The following is a 16,737-nucleotide window of genomic DNA, read 5'->3' on the forward strand; positions in this document are numbered from 1 at the left end:
CGCGATGTTTTTGCACGTCAGCGCCCTGGAGGCGTCACGTACTTCATGCACATGGGTGAAGGGAAAAACCTGCCCTGAGCCGCAGGATCTGCCAAATCCACCCCCTACGTGCTGCAGATTTGCCTTTCGCGTTCACCCGCACGCCCTAACGCGTGCCAGGACTGTTCGCCGCTCTCCCTAAGATCACCGCGTCACCGGCAGCGGAAGCGCTGTTCGCGTGCCATCACCTGCAAGGCGTCTCTGCTGCCCCCTTTTTTCTTGTGCACTGGGAGAAATCTGTGACTGTGGCCCCCACGAACCCTGATAGGCACGCCGTGGCGATCGTGGGCCTCTCGTGCCGGTTGCCGGGCGGCATCGATGGACCGCAGGACCTGTGGGAGGCGCTGCAGGGGGGACGTGACCTGGTGGGTGAGGTCCCGCCGGACCGTTTCGACCCCGAGCGGTTCGTCGACACCGAGCGGCGCAGGAGCAACAAGAGCTACACGGCGGCGGGCGGATTCCTCCAGGACGTGACCGGTTTTGACAACGGCTACTTCCAGCGGGTCTCACCGCGCGAGGCGGCGCGCATGGATCCGCAGCACCGCCTGCTGCTGGAGATGGCGGTCGAGGCCCTGGACGACGCCGGCATCGACCAGGCCGCCACCGCCGACTCCGACACGGCGGTGTTCGTCGGCATGTCGAGCCACGACTACGCCGACTTGCAGTCCACCGGCGCTGACGCACCCAACGCGTACTCGATGGCCGGGCTGGCGGCGACCAACGCCGCCAACCGGATCTCCCACCTGCTTGACTGGCACGGGCCGAGCATGGCGGTGGATACTGCCTGCTCCTCGGCCCTGACAGCCCTGCACCAGGCGTGCGAGACGCTGCGTGCGGGCCGAGCGCGTATGGCTCTGGCGGGTGGAGTGAGCGTCCTGCTCAGTCCGTTCGGTTTCACCGGCTTCTCGGCCGCCTCCATGCTGTCGCCGACCGGCCGCTGCCGTGTCTTTTCGGCTGAAGCCGACGGCTACGTGCGTGCGGAGGGTGGCGGCGTCGTAGCCCTCAAACTCCTGTCCGATGCGCTCGCTGACGGTGACCGCATTCACGGGGTGATCCTGGCGAGCGGCGTCAACAGTGACGGCAGCACCACAGGGCTGGCACTCCCCAGCGCCCAGGCGCAGGCAGCATTGCTGGAGCAGGTCTACACCCAGGCCGGCGTGAGCGCCGATGACCTGTCCTACCTGGAGGCCCACGGTACGGGAACACCGGTGGGGGACCCGATCGAGTGCGACGCCATCGGCCGGGCCCTGGGCACCCGCCGCACGGTCGGACCGCTGCCGATCGGATCGGTCAAGAGCAACACCGGTCACCTGGAGGCCGCTTCGGGCATGGCCGGACTGGCCAAGGCCCTGCTCGTCCTGCGTCACCGCCGCATCCCGCCGACCCTGCACGCGCATCCGCTCAGTCCGCACATCGACTTCGCGGGCTGGCAGCTCGATCCGTGCACCGAAGCCCGGCCGCTTGCCGGGCAGCGGCCCGTGGTCGGTGTCAACTCCTTCGGTTTCGGCGGCTCCAACGCACACGTCGTCCTGGCCGCCCCGCCCGTGGTGCCCGTCAACGGCCCGAGCAAGCCCCCCAAGGGTGTGCTGCCGGTGGTGGTCTCGGCCCGCACGCCGGAGGCGCTGGAGGCTGCGGCGGCCCGCATGGCCCAGCGGCTGCAGGAGGAGACCTCAGAGGGGTTCTACGACGTTGCATGGACAGCCGCCCGTCGTCGCACCCTGCACCCCCACCGGGCCGTAGTCCTGGCTCCCGACGCCCGGCAGGCAGCCGAAGCGCTGGAGGCCGTGGGCCAGGGGACACTGCCCCTGCCCGCCGCCACTGCCACAGGACAAGGGGTGGCAGAGGGCCGAGTGGTGTTCGCCTTCAGCGGCAACGGCTCCCAGTGGGCCGGCATGGGAGCGGACCTGCTGCGCGAGGAACCCGTGTTCAGGGCAGCGCTCGACCGGGTCGATGACGCGCTCCGGCCCCACCTGGGCTGGTCGGTGCGTGAGGAAATGGGCGCGGCCGACCCCGCGCGTATCGAGGCCACCGAGATCGCCCAGCCGCTGCTCTTCGCCTTCCAGATCGCTCTGGTGGAGCTGCTCAAGGTCCGCGGTATCCGTCCGGCCGCGGTTCTGGGCCACAGTGTCGGCGAGATCGCCGCCGCCCACATCGCCGGTGCTCTCGACCTGCCCGCCGCCGCCCGGGTGGTAGCTGAACGCAGCCGTGCTCAGGCATCCACGCGCGGCCGAGGCCGCATGGCCGCAGTCGGCCTGTCCGTCGAGGAGGCGGCCAAAGAACTCGCCCCGTACGCCGGCGCTCTGGAGATCGCCGCTGTCAACGGCGACCAGGACGTCACCATCTGCGGTCCCGAGGAACACCTCCAAGCCCTGGGCACCAACCTGGAGCTGCGCGCGGTCTTCTTCCGCATGCTGGAGCTGGACTACGCCTTCCACAGCCAGGCCATGGACCCCGTAAGGGATGACCTGCTCACGTCCCTGGAGGGGCTGCGCCCTGCCGCCACCACTGTTCCGTTCGTCTCGACGGTCACCGGCACCGTCTGCCCGGGCGAGGAGCTCGGAGCCCACTACTGGTGGCGCAACGTCCGCGAGCCCGTGCTGTTCGGACCGGCCCTGCAGACGCTGCTCGATGACGGTTTCGACATTCTCGTCGACATCGGTCCTCACCCCGTCCTGCGGCCGTACTTGCGTAAGGCGGTCAAAGAATCGGAACGCCCTGTGCTGGTCACGGCTACCTGTGCCCGGGCCGTGTCGGGGCCCGCCGCTGTCGACACCGCGGCTGCCCAGGTGCTGGCGGCCGGCGCCCGCATCCAGTGGGACATCTTCTTCCCGCAGCCCGGACGAACGACCGACTTGCCGGCCTATCCCTGGCAGCGCGAGCGGCAGTGGCACGGTGACCCTCAGTGGTGGCTGCGCGTCGCCGGTGAGACCACCCCCGTGCAGCACCCCTTGCTGGGAGCCCGCGTTCCCGTGCAGCAGCCATGCTGGTCCAACCTGGTAGAGCCCACCCGGTTGCCGTGGCTGGCCGACCACCAGGTCGCAGGCTCCCCCGTCATGCCTGCCGCCGCCTACCTGGAGATGGCCCTCGCCGCAGGCGGGCTCGTTCACGACGCCCCCGTCGAGGTCAACCATCTGCTCATCACCCGTGCCCTCGATCTGCCCTGGGATGACGAGGCCGCCGATGTACGCGTACAGGTCTCACTCAGCGAAGGCGACCAGGCTCTGACGATCGCCGCACGTACGGGCGACGACCTGCCGTGGCAGCCGTACGCCCGGGCTCGCGTGCGGCGTATGCTCGCCGCCGCGCCGCCCTCCGTCGACCTCGCCGCCCTGCGCTCGCGCCTGCACACCCCCATGGACGTCATCGAGCACTACGCCCGTGCCCGGCGCGCCGGCCTCGTGTACGGCCCTGCCTTCCAGGTCCTGACGGAGCTGCAGCTGCATGAGGGTGAAGCCCTCGCCTCCTACACCCTGGGTGAACCCGCCGACGGCTACCACGTCCATCCGGCGCTCCTGGACGGCGCACTCCAGGCAGGCGGCTGCCTGACTGGCGTCGACGGCGAGTACCTGCCGTTCCTTCCCGTCGCCGTCGAAGCCCTGCGCCTGTGGCGCACTCCGCCGCAGAGCGGTCTGATCCACGTACGCCTGCGGGAGAACAATCCCCAGGAGACGTGCTGGGACATCACCCTGTGCGACGCCGACGGCCATGTCTGCCTCCAGCTCACCGGCTGCCGGCTGCGCCGCATGGGCAACACCCCCACCGAACCCGTGCAACACCTCGTCAACGTGCTGCGTGCCGCTCCAGGGACCGCCGACCCGGCACTGCCCTGCCCCTTGCCCTCGCCCACCGCCCTGGCGCAGGCGTGTCTGCCCCACCGCGACCGTCTCGAGGAAACCTGGCGCGAGGAGGGGCACGCAGCCGGGCTGCAGCGTCTGCGCGAGTGCTGCTCGCGCCTGACCACCGATGCCTTCGCCCAACTGCTGCCGGAGGGGCAGAGGGAATTCGACACCGGTGATCTGGTGGCAGGCGGCATGCAGCCTCGCCACACCCGTCTGGCCGAGCTCCTCGCCCAAGCCACCCGTGGTCTGCTGCAGCAAGTCCAGCAGGCCGGCGAAGGCCGCCCTGCCCGTTGGCGTCTTCCCGACACCGACGGCCCGCCGGCGCTGGAGCTGTTCCAGCAACTGGTCCGCGACTTCCCCCGGCAGGCGGTCGAGACGTCCCTGTTCGGCCGGTGCTGCCTGCACCTGGCCGACGTCCTGCGCGGCAAGCGCGATCCGCTGACGCTGCTCTTCGACGAACCCGACCGCCATCTGATCGAGTACTTCTACAGCGATGCCGTCCAGCCCCGCTTCCACAATCAGCTGCTGCTCGCTCTGGTACGTGAACAGGTCCGCACCTGGCCTGAGGACCGGCCGCTGCGCATCCTGGAGGTCGGTGCCGGTACCGGCAGCAGCACCGCCCTGCTCCTGCCACACCTGCCGCCCGAGCGCACCACTTACACCTTCACCGACCTGTCCGCCGGCTTCTTCCCCTCCGCCAAGGCGCGCTTCGCCGACTTCGACTTCGTCGACTACCGCTGTCTGGACCTGAACCAGGACCCGGCCGAGCAGGGCTTCACCGCGGGCTCTTTCGACGTGGTGATCGCCACCAACGTCCTGCACGCCACCCGAGACCTGCGCGCGACGCTCGCCCGCATCACCCACCTTCTTGCCGACGGCGGACAACTCCTCGCCCACGAGACCCACGAACCCGGTCTGCTGGCCCCCTGCTTCGGCACCCTCGAGGGATTCTGGGACTTCACCGACGCACCGTTGCGCCAGACTTCCCCTCTGCTGCCGGGGCAGGCATGGGCACCCTTGCTGCGCGAGTGCGGCTTCGACGAGGTCGCCCAACTCGGACATGACCAAGCCTTGCCGGAGCTCGAGTACTCCGTGCTCTGCGCCCGCCGCGCCCCCCGCTCCCCTGCCCTCCCCGTCCTGCTCGCGCCGCCCGCCTCCCCGAACGCGCGCTGGCTGCTGGCCGGGGAGAACCCCGACGGCGACCTGCTGCGTGACCTCGTCGACGTTCTTCTCGAGGCGGGCGCCGACGTCCGCGTCGCCGGCCTGGACCAGACGCCTCGGCAGTGGGCACAGGACGCAGGGGAACAGCAGCCCCCGCACACGGTCCTGGTCTTCGACGCCGATTCCGGCGACAGCCCCGCCGACATGTGCGACCAGGCCGTCGCCCGACTCGGTGTGCTGCGGGACCTCGCGGCAATCGGCTCACAGCTGCCGGCCGGAAGCGCAGCCAACCTGTGGATCGTCACCCGGCCCAGCGGCATCCACCCCGCCCCCGAACGACCGGGCGCTCCTCAGGACGCGGCGCTGTGGGGCGCCACCCGCTCCCTGGCGAACGAGATCCCTCAGCTGACCATCCGGCGCATCTCCCTGGATGCCGGGGCCCGGCCCGCCGAGGACGCGCGGCGTCTGGCGGCCGAACTGCTCCAGCCCACCGACGAGGACGAGGTCGTCCTGACCCGCGGCGGGCGCTTCGTCCCGCGCACCATCCCCCGGCCCGCCTCCAGCACCGCACCCGAGGCCCCCAGCTCAACGCCTTTCACGTTGCGCCTGCACGACGCCGGCCTGCGCCCCCGGCTCACTTGGACCCCGGACCGGCCGCAACAGTCCGCCGCCGACGAGGTCACCATCGCCGTCGCAGCGGCCGCACTCAACTACCGCGACGTCATGCTGGCCGTGGGCCTCCTGCCGCCGGGCGCGGAGACCCCGCTGCCAGATGGGCCGGCCCTGGGCCTGGAATGCGCCGGGACGGTCACCGCGGTCGGCGCCAACGTCACCCACCTGGCACCGGGCGACCGCGTCTACGCGCTCGCGCCCCGCAGTCTCAGCTCCCACGTGACCGTCAACGCCCGCCTTGTGGGGACCATCCCCGACGGCATGACGTTCACCGAAGCCGCCACCCTTCCGGTGGTCTATTTCACCGTCCACCACGCTCTCGAACGCCTCGCGCGCCTCCAGGCCGGCGAGACCGTCCTTGTCCACGGTGCCGCCGGCGGCATCGGCCTCGCCGCCCTCCAGCTCGCCCAAGCCCGCGGCGCCCACGTCATCGCCACTGCCGGCACCCCCGCCAAGCGCGACCTGCTGCGCATGCTCGGCGTCCGCCACGTCCTGGACTCCCGCACCCTGGACTTCGCCGAGCACGTCCGCGACCTCACCGGCGGGCAGGGCGTCGACGTCGTCCTCAACTCCCTGGCGGGAGAGGCCATCAGCCGCACCCTGGAGCTCCTGCGGCCGGGCGGGCGCTTCCTGGAACTCGGCAAGCGCGACATCTACACCTCCACCCCGCTGGCGCTGAGGCCCTTCAGCAACAACATCGCCTTCTTCGGCGTCGACGCGTACCAGCTCATCTCCGGCCGCTTGCCCCAGGCCGGGACCTGCTTCGACGAAACAGCCCAGCTCATCGCGGACGGAACCTACCGCCCCTTGCTGCACCTGGCCTACCCGGCCACCCGGATCAGTGAGGCCCTGCGCGTCCTGCAACGCTCCCGCCACCTCGGCAAGGTCGTCATCACCTTCGAGGAGCCACCTCCCCTGGAGCGCATCGACCCGCCCCTGCAGCTCTCCCCCCACGCCACCTACCTGGTCACCGGCGGACTCAGCGGCCTCGGCGCAGCCCTCGCCCACCGTCTCGTCGACCACGGCGCACGCCACCTCGCGCTCCTGGGCCGCCGAGGCTCCGAGACCCCAGGCGCAGCCCAGCTGCTTCAGACGCTCGCCGAGCGCGGCGTCACCGCTACTGCCCACGCGGCTGACGTCACCTGTGACGAGGACCTGCGCCGGACACTCGCCACCGTCGCCGCCGGCGGCCTCCCCTTGGGCGGAGTGATTCACGCCGCGATGGTTCTGGACGACGCGCCGCTGGCTGAACTCACCGACGAGCGTCTGCGTACCGCTCTGGAGCCCAAGATGCTCGGCGCGGCCAGCCTGGACGTGCTCACCCGCGAGGGCGACCTCCGCCTGTTCGCGACCTGTTCGTCGGTCACCGCCTGGTTCGGCAACGCCTACCAGGCCAACTACACCGCCGCCAACGCCTACCTCGAAGCACTCACCCGCACCCGGCGCGCGGCCGGCCTGCCCGGCACGACCGTGGCCTGGGGTGCCGTCGGCGACACCGGCTACGCCGCCCGCCACGGCATCACCGACATGCTTGCCCGCCTCGGCCTGGACAACCTCACCCCCGCCGAAGCCTGCACTGCCCTCACGGACGCCATCGCCCAGGACACCGACGTCACCGCCGCCGCCAGGATCGACTGGGCCCGCATCCGCAGCATGATGCCGGCCGTGCAGACCCCCCGCCTCGCCGGTCTCATCCCCCTCCACACCCCCCAGGACGACGGACCAGACCAACTGCGCCACCGTCTCGCCACCGCCACCCCCGACGAAGCACTCGCCCTGGCGGCCGACGCCATCACCCAGGTATTGGCCGAGATCCTGCAGACCGATCCTGCCCGCCTGGACCGCGATCGCCGCCTGGACCAGCTCGGCCTGGACTCGCTGATGGCCGTCGAAGCCGTCGTCGCAGCACGACGCCGCCTGGGTTGCGAACTGCCGACCTTGGAATTCCTCAATGCCCAGGGCATCACCGATCTCGCCCGCCGGGCCCTGATCCGTCTCGGCCACCAGACCCCCACCGTGCCGGCTCCTGCCGCGCCCAGTTCAACAGCGCCGGCTCTGCCCGTGCCGGGCCCGGCCGGGCCCGCCATGAGCGCTCACACCCCCTGACCTTACCGACCCATACACCTGTAGCAGAGAGGCCGATTGTGATGTGCGAGCCACCCCTGCACCGCGACCGCTCGCACATCCCGGGCTCCCTGGCCACGCTCGCCCGGTGGGCAGTACGCCGCAACCGGCTCGTCCTGGCCGCCGCCGCACTCTTCGTCGTCCTCATGGGTCTGCTGTCCGCCGGGGTCTCTGCAAACCTGAGCAGCGGCGGCTGGCTTGCCGAGAACACCCCGGCGGCGCAGGTACGCAACCGGTTGGCGCAGTCCCCGCACGGGGGTATGCCGCCCCTGTTGCTCCTCGTCCGCACCACCGGGTCCGTCGACGATCCGGCTGCGCGCACTGCCGGCACCCGACTTGCCGAGGAATTGCGCCAGGTACCCGGCGTCACCGGCGTCGACTCGTACTGGACGGGCCCTCTCAGCCCAACCGCCCCCGCTCGTACGCCACCGTCCCCGCCCGACCCACTGCTGCGCGCCGCCGACGGGCACGCGGCCCTCGTCACCCTGTGGCTCGACGCGACAGAACACGTCCGGCACAACGCCACCAAACGCGTCCTCGTCCACGCTGCCCGCCCACACAGGCCCTTGGAGATCCAGGCAGCCGGCGAGGCCGTCGTCACCCGCGAGTTCCAACGGCACAGCGAGCAGGACCTGCTGCGTACAGAACTCCTGGCCATGCCCGTCACGCTCGTACTGCTCCTCCTGATCTTCGGCAGCATGGCGACGGCTGTGCTGCCCCTTGCCGTCGGCGCCGTCGCCATCACCGGCACCACCGCGATCCTGCGCGCCATGACCACCGCCACCCCCGTCTCCACCTTCGCCCTCAGTCTCACTACAGCCGTCGGCCTCGCCCTGGCCGTGGACTACAGCCTCTTCCTCGTCGCCCGCTACCGCGAGGAGATCGCCGGCGGCTGTCCGCACCCCGAGGCCGTGATCACCGCCGTCCGCACCGCCGGTCGCACCGTGGCCGCCTCCGCCGGCGTCGTCGCCGTCTCCCTGCTGGGGCTCCTGCTCTTCCCGCTCCCGCTGATGCGCTCCCTTGGCATGGCCGGCATCAGCGTCGTCCTGCTGGCCGCCGCGGCGTCCCTGCTGATCGTCCCTGCAGCCCTCGCCTGCCTCGGCGAACGCCGGGCCGGGCACGACTTCCTCGCTCGCCGCCGGCAGAGCGCCCGGTCCGCGGCCCGCTGGCACAGCCTGGCGAGCGCGGTCATGCGCCGCCCGCTTGCCGTCCTCATGGCCACCGGAGCCCTGCTGGTTCTGCTCGCGCTGCCGTTCCGCGAGGTGAACCTCGGGCTGAGCGACGAGCGGGTGCTGCCCGCCGGCTCACCCGTCGTCACCGCTGCGGAAGAACTGCGCGCCGACTTCCCCCAGGTAGGCACCGAGGTCGACGTCTTCCTGCCCGGCTGGCGCCCCGCCAGCCCCGGCGATACCGATCGCCTCGACGCCTACGCCCGTCGCCTTTCCGAGCTGCCCGGCGTCCAGGGATTGCGTACCGCGACCGGCACCTACCTGGACGGCAAGTCCGTCGGCGACCGCTGCGATCCCTCCGCTGAACTAACCGCGCGCCGGTCGTGCGCCGGGGTACGACGGTTCACCCTTCCCACCGGGACGTGGCTGGCCATCAACGCCGCCCCCCGGCCCTACAGTGCTGCGGCTGCCCACCTCCTGGACACCATCCGTACGCAGCCAGCCCCCGCACCTGCCCTCACCGGCGGCGCCACGGCAGAACTCCTTGACACCCGCGACGCCACGTTTGAGTGGCTTCCCGCGGCCTTGGCTGTTGTCGTCGTCGCGACCTTTGCCTTGCTGCTCGTCTTCACCCGAAGTCTCTTCCTGCCTCTCAAGGCTCTGGTGATCAATTTCCTTAGCCTCACAGCCACCTTCGGCGCGATGGTCTACGTCTTTCAGCAAGGTCATCTTCGCTACTTGGCCGGTGCCTTCACCGTGACCGGCACCACTGACCTCGCACTGCCGTTCATCGCGTTCTTCCTCGCGTTCGGCCTGTCGATGGACTACGAAATCCTGCTCCTGGCCCGCGTCAGCGAGGCGTACAAACGGTCCCGCGATACCGCCCGAGCAACGGCCGAGGGCCTCCAGGCCGCTGCGCCTCTGTTCACCGCCTCCGCCGCCGTGGTCCTCGTTGTCCTGCTGGCACTCGCGGCCACAGACGTGACCGACATGAAGATCATCGCTGTCACGGTGGCCCTGTCTGTCCTCTTGGACGCGGCGGTGATCCGCCCCCTGTTGGTGCCAGCCGTCATCAAGCTGGCGGGAGCTGCCAACTGGTGGCTGCCATCTCCCCTGCGGCGCCGCCTTCCGCTGCCGCCGGCCCCCGAGCCTTTTGGGCACGACACCGTCGAGACCACCGCCTCCAAGCTCGCAACCGACGCACCCCTGGTCCCCTGACCAGGCGCGGACGAGCCCCGAAAGGGTCCCATGCTCCGCTATGACCTCACTGGACGCACCGTCGCCATCACCGGCTCCACCGGCGGACTCGGCTCTGCAGTCGCCCAGGCGCTGCGCCGCCGAGGGGCGCACCTCGCCCTCCTTGACCTCGATGGGACCGCTGTCGCCGCTCAGGCCGACGCGCTGGGCGGTTCCCGCGTTGCCTGGGCGGCGCAGGCGGACGTGACCGATCTCGACAGCCTCCGGTCGGCGATCAATGGCGCCGCCGCTCACTTCGGTCGCATCGACGTCGTCATCGCCAACGCCGGCGTGAGCGCCGTTGCCCCGATGGCCACCCTCAACCCCGAGGTTTTCGAACGCGTCGTCGACGTCAACCTGACGGGAGTCTGGCGGATCTTCAAAACCGCCTTGCCGCACGTCGAGCGTCAACGCGGCTATCTGCTGGCCACCTCCTCCATGGCGGCCTTCGTGCACTCCCCGCTCCAGGCCCCCTACACGGCCAGCAAGGCCGGCATCTGGGCGATGTGCAACAGCATCCGTCTGGAAGTGCGGCACCTCGGCGTTGGCGTCGGGACCCTGCACCCCACGTTCCTCAAAACGCCGATGCTGGACGCGATCCACGCGGACCCGGCAGGTCGGCGCCTGTGGGGCGGAAACGAACGGGGACTGTGGCGGATGTGCACCGTCGACAAGGCCGTCCGCAGCATCGTGTCAGGCATCGAACGCCGCGCGCAGACGATCACCCCGTGCCGCACCCATGCGCTCGTCGCGGCAGCCCCCGGATTCTTCCGGCCGTTCATCGACCGCCTCGGGTTCACGACCAGTACCATCACCGAGGCCAGCGCTGCCGCCTCACCCAGCGGCGGCCTTCCGCCCACATCCTCAACCGTTAGTTGTGAACTGAACGAAGCCATCGCGGTCCGCCGGGACCCCGGCGAACCCGGAGTCACAGCCCGGATCTACGCCGACATCCTGCGCCCAGGACGTGAGGGTCTGTAGACAGCCCACTGGGCAAGCCCACCAATGGCGGGACTTGTCCAGGCTCCCCTCATCCGTGCCCAGCCGCTCAGACCCAATCGCCGTTGGCCCCACCGGGCCATCCGCTCAGTCACGGAGATCCGTTAACCACGAAGGCCCCGTCACCCGCCTTTTGGGTGCCCCTGAGCGGCCAACGGCGGCGACCTGCAGAGCTTCGCTCCCCGACGTGGAGCTCGTACCGGAATTGCCCCCTACAAGAACGGGGGCCGTAAGTGGGGGCCGAAAGGCGCTCCGGCCCAGGTCAAGACCCATGACTTCCTGGACCGGCAGGAACTGGGCAAGGCGATCCCGTACGGGATCTACCACGTTGCCGCGAACACCGGCTTGGTGAAACGTCGGCACCGACCACGACACGGCAGCCTTCGCCGTTGCCTCCATCCCCGGTTGGTGGCAGGCCCGTGCGGGCCACGGCTACCCGCACGCCACCCGGTTGCTGATCACTGCGGACGCTGGTGGCTCCAACGGATACCGCACCCCCACTCCTGGAAGGCCGAACTGGTCGCCCCGCTGAGGCGGGCCTGAAAATCATGGTCTGCCGCATGCCGCCGGTCGCGTTCACGGCTGCGGTCAGGCACCGGCCGTGTCGGCATCACGTTGCCCGGGCCTGATCGGCCAGCCACCGCTTCACTTCGTGCCAGGCGGCCCGCTCTTGCGCCTTGGTGCCCCACCACCAAGTGAAAGGCGAGTCTTCGGGCGTCAACTCCTCCCGCCACCAGCCGAGACAGTCCGCCAGGTGACGGCGGGCTACAGGGCCTGTCTCCGCCTCCCAGCGGGCAAGCCACGGGGTGACCGACGAGCTCGCGGTCACGCAGCTCTCGAACACCGCACACGCCGGAATGGGCGGCGACTTCGTCCGCAGGGTCTGCGTCCACCACGCGTCCAGGAAGCCGGCCACTGCCCCTGCCTGCTCGCGGGGCCACCGTGACCAGCCTGCCGCGGCCAGTCCACGGGCCCATGAGATCGGTCTCGGCCTCGCCCCCGGCGAGCAGCGTGACGAACTGCGGCAGAACCCGACGGATGATCGCGGGCCGGTCGTCCCATTGTTAAGGATCTTTCTGTGCGACCCGGCGAACAAGGTCCGGCGGGAGCGGGACGTCAGGAGTCCGCAGCAGCTCGACCTCGCCCGCATCGAAGCACCGCCCGCAACTCATCCCGTCCGCCTGGGCCGTCATGCCGGCGAAGGTCTCCGCGACCTTCGCTATCGCAGCAACAAGAACACTGCCATCACAAGAAGTCACCATGTGTCCCGTCAAGACTCCAGCAGGCTGCCCCAGCCGAAGAGAGCGACGCTACCAGGCGACAACTCAGCCATCAGAAGAGGGCCAACCGTGCATGACGCGACGCTAGGGCGTGTTGCGAAAGTGCTGGTCACAGCGCCTCGTTGAGGATTGTGACCAGCACGGTCGCGTCTGTGCGGCAAGGGGCTGGTCAGTTCACCAGTAGGTCGATCACTCCCGTCAGGTCCTCCTCGCCGCTGCCCTCGGCCAGGCGGCGCCGCATCAGCTCGAAGTACGGGCTGAGCAGTTCCGGGCTGACACCCTGCTGCTCGGCGGTGCTCAGGAAGGTCGGCGTGCCGGCCACCTGCATGGCGAGGTTGGAGACGACGCCCTTGGTGTAGTCACCGCTCCGCAACTGGTCGGCGGTCTGGTGAACTGTCGGGGCCATCGAGACGAGCCAGTCGGCGAGCAGTCGGGCGAGTGCCGCAGGGTCGATGTCCTCCTTGCGGATCAGGGCGAAGGCGTGCGCGGCGCCGGCGAACATTCCGTACATGGCGCTGAGAAGGGCCACGTCGTGCAGGGCTGCGAACCCTGCGTCCTCGCCGACGTAGGTAGTGCCGGCCGGGACGCTCAGGGTCTCCTGGTGCCGCTCGAACAGCTCCCGCGAGCCGCTGTAGAAGACGTAGCCGCCGGCCTGCGGGACACCGATCATTGGCGGGACAGCCATGATCCCGCCGTCCAGGTAGCGGGCGCCCCGCTCGCGGGCCCACTCGGCGCGGGCGCGGGCCTGGGCGGGAGTGCTGGTGGTCAGGTTGACCAGGTCCTTGTCGGTCAGGTCGGTGCCGGACAGCACCTCATCGACCGAGGTGTCGTCCAACAGACAGACGACGATCAGAGTGTTCGCTGCGACTGCCTCGGCGGCGGTCTCCGCGACCCTTGCACCGTCGGTGGCGAGCGCCTTGGCGCGGCCTGGGGTGCGGTTCCAGATGGTGAGCGGGTGGCCGGCGGCAAGCCAGGTGCGGGCCAGCGCGGTGCCCATCGCGCCGAGGCCCAGCATCGTGAACGGAATCTTCTCAACAATGTTCTGTGACATGTCGATTAGGCTGATCGCCGGCCCGTAGGTGATCAAGTACGCACTTGTTAGTGGGTGGTTACCTCGGGGTGAGCGAGCACGTCAGAAGGGTGGGGCATGACGACGCTGAACCGGCCGGGCACACCAGACGGACACGTCTGCGGGATCGACACCGCGATGGAGGTGATCGGCGGCAAGTGGAAGGTGCTGATCCTCTGGGCGCTCCACGAGCATCCCCACCGTCGCTTCGGCGAGCTGCGTCGACTGCTTCCGGGGATCACCGAGAAGGTGCTGGCCTCTCACCTACGTGAGCTGGAAACGGACGGCGTCGTGGACCGCGTCTCCTACGAAGAGGTGCCGCCCCGCGTCGAGTACTCGCTGACCGAGGACGGAATGCGCCTCAACGACGCACTCCAGCCGCTGGCCGCCTGGGGCCGCGAACGGCCGCCCATGCGACAACCAGAGGCGAAGGCAGGCTAGGTCTGTTGTGAACGTGCTGGTCACAGCCACTCGTTGAAGACAGCGACCAGCACGGTGGCTTCGTAGCGGACGGCGAGTTTGTCGTATCGAGTGGCCACCGCCCGGTGGCGTTTCAGCCGGTTTATGCCGCACTCCACCGCATGGCGCTGCTCGTAGTCCTCTTTGTCGAAGGCCGGTGGCCGACCGCCTCGGGAGCCGAGCTTCTTGCGGTTGCGGAGCTGGTCGGCCTTCTCCGGGATGGTCCATCCGATCCTGTGTCTGCGCAGGTAGGAGCGATTCGCGCGAGAGCCGTAGGCTCTGTCGGCACGGACCCCGGACGGTTTGGTGCGTGGTCGTCCGGGACCGGTGCGCGGGACGTGGATGCATTCCAGGACGGGCTGGAACTGGGGCGCGGTCGGTACAACGGTGCGGAGAGATCGCCCGGGGAGGGGCTGCATGACCGAGCACGACGACGCGCCCGAGTACAAAGCTGCGGTGGAGCGCGCGAAGCAGTACGAGGCGATGGCCACCCGGTACGTCAAGAAGGCGTTGGCGGGCGAGGCGGGCGCGGCACAGATGGCGCATACGTTCGCGTCGCTGGCAGCCGCTGCCCGGTGGAGCGCCTGGACTGGCGTATGCGGGTGCTGGGCGACCAGCTCGGGGACGTGAAGAAAGCGATGGACCGTCTTCGCCTCAAGCTGCCCGAGCGGTGACGTCCATCAAGCCGGCAGCGGCGCTGCTTATCGTGGGGTCGTGAGCACACCCTCCGCCGACGCAGCCCGGCCGGTGCCGGTGCGGCTCGTGCTGCACGCCGGCCCGGTGCTCGGGCAGCCGGAGCAGGAGGTCGTGGCCCGGTTGTGGAGGCGGCGGCAGACCGAGACCCGGGGGGTTGTACCTCGTGGGCCTGCCGTCGTACCGGGACCTCGAGGACGGCGGCGTGGAGGCCGCGGAGTACCGGGTGCGGGTCCGGGCCCGAGCACGTGCGGCCGGTCGACGGCGTCGACTACGACCAGGTCCCCACCGAGCCCCTTCCGCCGGCGTCGACGTCGGTGGTCCGCGAGGTCCTCGGGGAGCGCCGGCCTTCGGGTTGGGTCCTGGCGAAGGTCCGCGAGGGACGCTGCCAGGCCCGACGCTGCACCACCCCGGCCAGGTTGACCAGGCCTGCCGACGCGAGGACCTGGCAGCCTGATCGCCGCCGACACCCCGCTCGGATCCGAACAGGCCGTCGCCCGGCTCCGGGTACGGTGTTCCGACTTCGACGACATGGTGCGGCTCGGATGGGTCCGCTCCCCGCAGTCGATCCGGGCCCGCTTCGGCTCCAGCCGGGCCAGAGCCTCGACAACGCGCTCTACACCACGGCGTCCGTCGACGCGGTGCCCGACGAACACCCCGAAGCCGACTGGGAGCAGCTGCGCACGGTGGAGGAAGGCCGGCGCTCACCGCTCGCGTGTTGTCTCACTGAGTGGCAGGCTCGGCGGCGGGCGCGTGGCCAAAGTCAGTGGTTTTCGGTACCGGTGTGATCTGCGTGCTGCGGGTGGGCGACGGGGTCGTAGGCAGGGTGAAAGCGGCGGTGTGGACGGTACCGTGGGGCTTGAAGTCGAGGAATTGACGGTATGAACCGCTGGTCGGGGCGGTGGCCATGAAGGAGGTGGCGGGCCGGGCTGGGTGGTGCCGTCGCCGGGTTCGCCTTCGGGGTGGACGTAGAGGTAGGCGAGGTCTCCGGCGTGCAGGGCGACAAGATGGCCATAGGCACCGAGGTGGGGCTCGAGGTCAGTGACGGGTTTGCCGTCCTTCGCCACGTTCAGCGTCAGTCCGGTCATCTTGGCAGCCGCAAGGGTGCCGTTGAGGGTGACGGTGTAGCCATCGACTTCGGCTGTGGCTTTCCGCGGGGGCAGCTCTCGTGGCTGGTAGGTGCCGGCGGCGACGAGGTCTGCGCCCAGCGTGAGGGGTTTGGTGTTCTGCCCCGTGAGGGTGAAATCGGCGAAGACGCGGTAGTCGCCGGCCGCGGGCAGGTCGACGGGGGTGCTCCTGGTGCCGTCGGCGGCCCGGCTGGGATGCAGGTGGCGGAAGGTGTTCAGGTCGCGTGAGGCGACGATGAGGTGCAGTTCCTTGCCGTGTGCCCGGGCGTAGTTGGTGACGGCTTTGCCCGACTGGTCCCTGATGGCGAAGCGCAGGGGGTTTCCTAGCCGGCCGACAGACGCGGGGGCAGCAGGTCCAGGGTGTAGCCGTCCTGCGAGATCTGCAGTCCCCCAGGCGGCGTCGTGCCGGCGTGCTGGTCGCCGTGGTTCATCGCGTTCTCCTGGTATGCGCAGTGCAGGGCGGCGGGGTGCGGCCGATGGACGAGCCGGCTGCTGCTCCTGCACCGTAGGCGCCCGTGAAGGTCAGGGCGAGCGTTGCGCCGTAGAGGCCGATCCTGGCCGCCGTGTTGCCTGCAGCGCTTGGTCGAGGAGGACACCTACTGCATCGACGTCCTCAACCAGGTCAGCGCTGCCACCAGAGCACTGCAGTCCTTCGCCGTGACGATGCTGGACGACCACCTCCACTTCTGCGTCGCCGACGCCATCGCCCAAGGGGCGACCAGGTCCAGGACAAGATCACCGAAGCGTCCCAGGCGATCGCCCGCATAGTCCGCTCCTGAGCAGCGGCCGGGCGCAGCGAGCGTCAGGCGTGCGCGGCCTCACGGCGTGCGGCGGTGACCAGCCAGGAGCTGCTGCGCAGCCACACCGCGC

Annotated in this window: 8 protein-coding genes and 2 pseudogenes; 8 read left to right on the forward strand and 2 right to left on the reverse strand. The window is 70.0% G+C overall.

Going from position 1 to position 16,737, the window contains the following annotated elements; translation table 11 throughout:
* Positions 1-314 precede the first annotated feature (314 nt).
* The 4 genes and pseudogenes from ACZ4MU_RS33610 to ACZ4MU_RS33625 form a co-directional block, all read left to right on the forward strand.
* Entirely contained in the window at positions 315-7,817 is a 7,503-nt protein-coding gene (locus tag ACZ4MU_RS33610) for an SDR family NAD(P)-dependent oxidoreductase (protein ID WP_467883329.1), read from the forward strand.
* A 41-nt stretch (positions 7,818-7,858) separates the two neighbouring features.
* Positions 7,859-10,222, forward strand: a complete 2,364-nt coding sequence (locus ACZ4MU_RS33615; protein WP_467883330.1) for an MMPL family transporter — start codon at positions 7,859-7,861, stop codon at positions 10,220-10,222.
* 30 nt (positions 10,223-10,252) lie between these two features.
* Positions 10,253-11,221, forward strand: coding sequence for an SDR family NAD(P)-dependent oxidoreductase (locus ACZ4MU_RS33620; RefSeq protein WP_467883331.1), 969 nt, complete (start codon positions 10,253-10,255; stop codon positions 11,219-11,221).
* Positions 11,222-11,443: 222 nt separating this feature from the next.
* Positions 11,444-11,808 (forward strand): annotated as a pseudogene (locus ACZ4MU_RS33625) (ISAzo13-like element transposase-related protein); the annotation flags it as partial.
* 880 nt (positions 11,809-12,688) lie between these two features.
* Here the strand turns inward: ACZ4MU_RS33625 and ACZ4MU_RS33630 are convergent.
* Positions 12,689-13,570: an NAD(P)-dependent oxidoreductase gene (locus ACZ4MU_RS33630; RefSeq protein WP_467883332.1), complete on the reverse strand. Its 882-nt coding sequence runs from the start codon at positions 13,568-13,570 to the stop codon at positions 12,689-12,691.
* A gap of 96 nt (positions 13,571-13,666) precedes the next feature.
* Between ACZ4MU_RS33630 and ACZ4MU_RS33635 the strand changes: the two genes are divergently transcribed.
* Complete coding sequence (locus ACZ4MU_RS33635; RefSeq protein ID WP_467883333.1) at positions 13,667-14,029, forward strand: winged helix-turn-helix transcriptional regulator; 363 nt, start codon at positions 13,667-13,669, stop codon at positions 14,027-14,029.
* A gap of 20 nt (positions 14,030-14,049) precedes the next feature.
* On the opposite strand, the pseudogene ACZ4MU_RS33640 reads toward ACZ4MU_RS33635, so the two are convergent.
* A pseudogene (locus tag ACZ4MU_RS33640) lies at positions 14,050-14,421 on the reverse strand (transposase); the annotation flags it as partial.
* A 43-nt stretch (positions 14,422-14,464) separates the two neighbouring features.
* Here ACZ4MU_RS33640 and ACZ4MU_RS33645 point away from each other — a divergent pair.
* From ACZ4MU_RS33645 to ACZ4MU_RS33655, 3 genes are all read left to right on the forward strand, one after another.
* Complete coding sequence (locus tag ACZ4MU_RS33645; protein ID WP_467883334.1) at positions 14,465-14,677, forward strand: hypothetical protein; 213 nt, start codon at positions 14,465-14,467, stop codon at positions 14,675-14,677.
* 1,055 nt (positions 14,678-15,732) lie between these two features.
* On the forward strand, positions 15,733-16,095 hold the full coding sequence (locus ACZ4MU_RS33650; RefSeq protein WP_467883335.1) for a hypothetical protein: 363 nt from the start codon (positions 15,733-15,735) through the stop codon (positions 16,093-16,095).
* 351 nt (positions 16,096-16,446) lie between these two features.
* Positions 16,447-16,635 (forward strand): metal-sensitive transcriptional regulator, encoded by a 189-nt coding sequence (locus tag ACZ4MU_RS33655; RefSeq protein ID WP_467883336.1) that lies wholly within the window; start codon positions 16,447-16,449, stop codon positions 16,633-16,635.
* Positions 16,636-16,737: the final 102 nt, after the last annotated feature.

It is taken from the genome of Streptomyces sp. NPDC026377, from assembly GCF_055567715.1.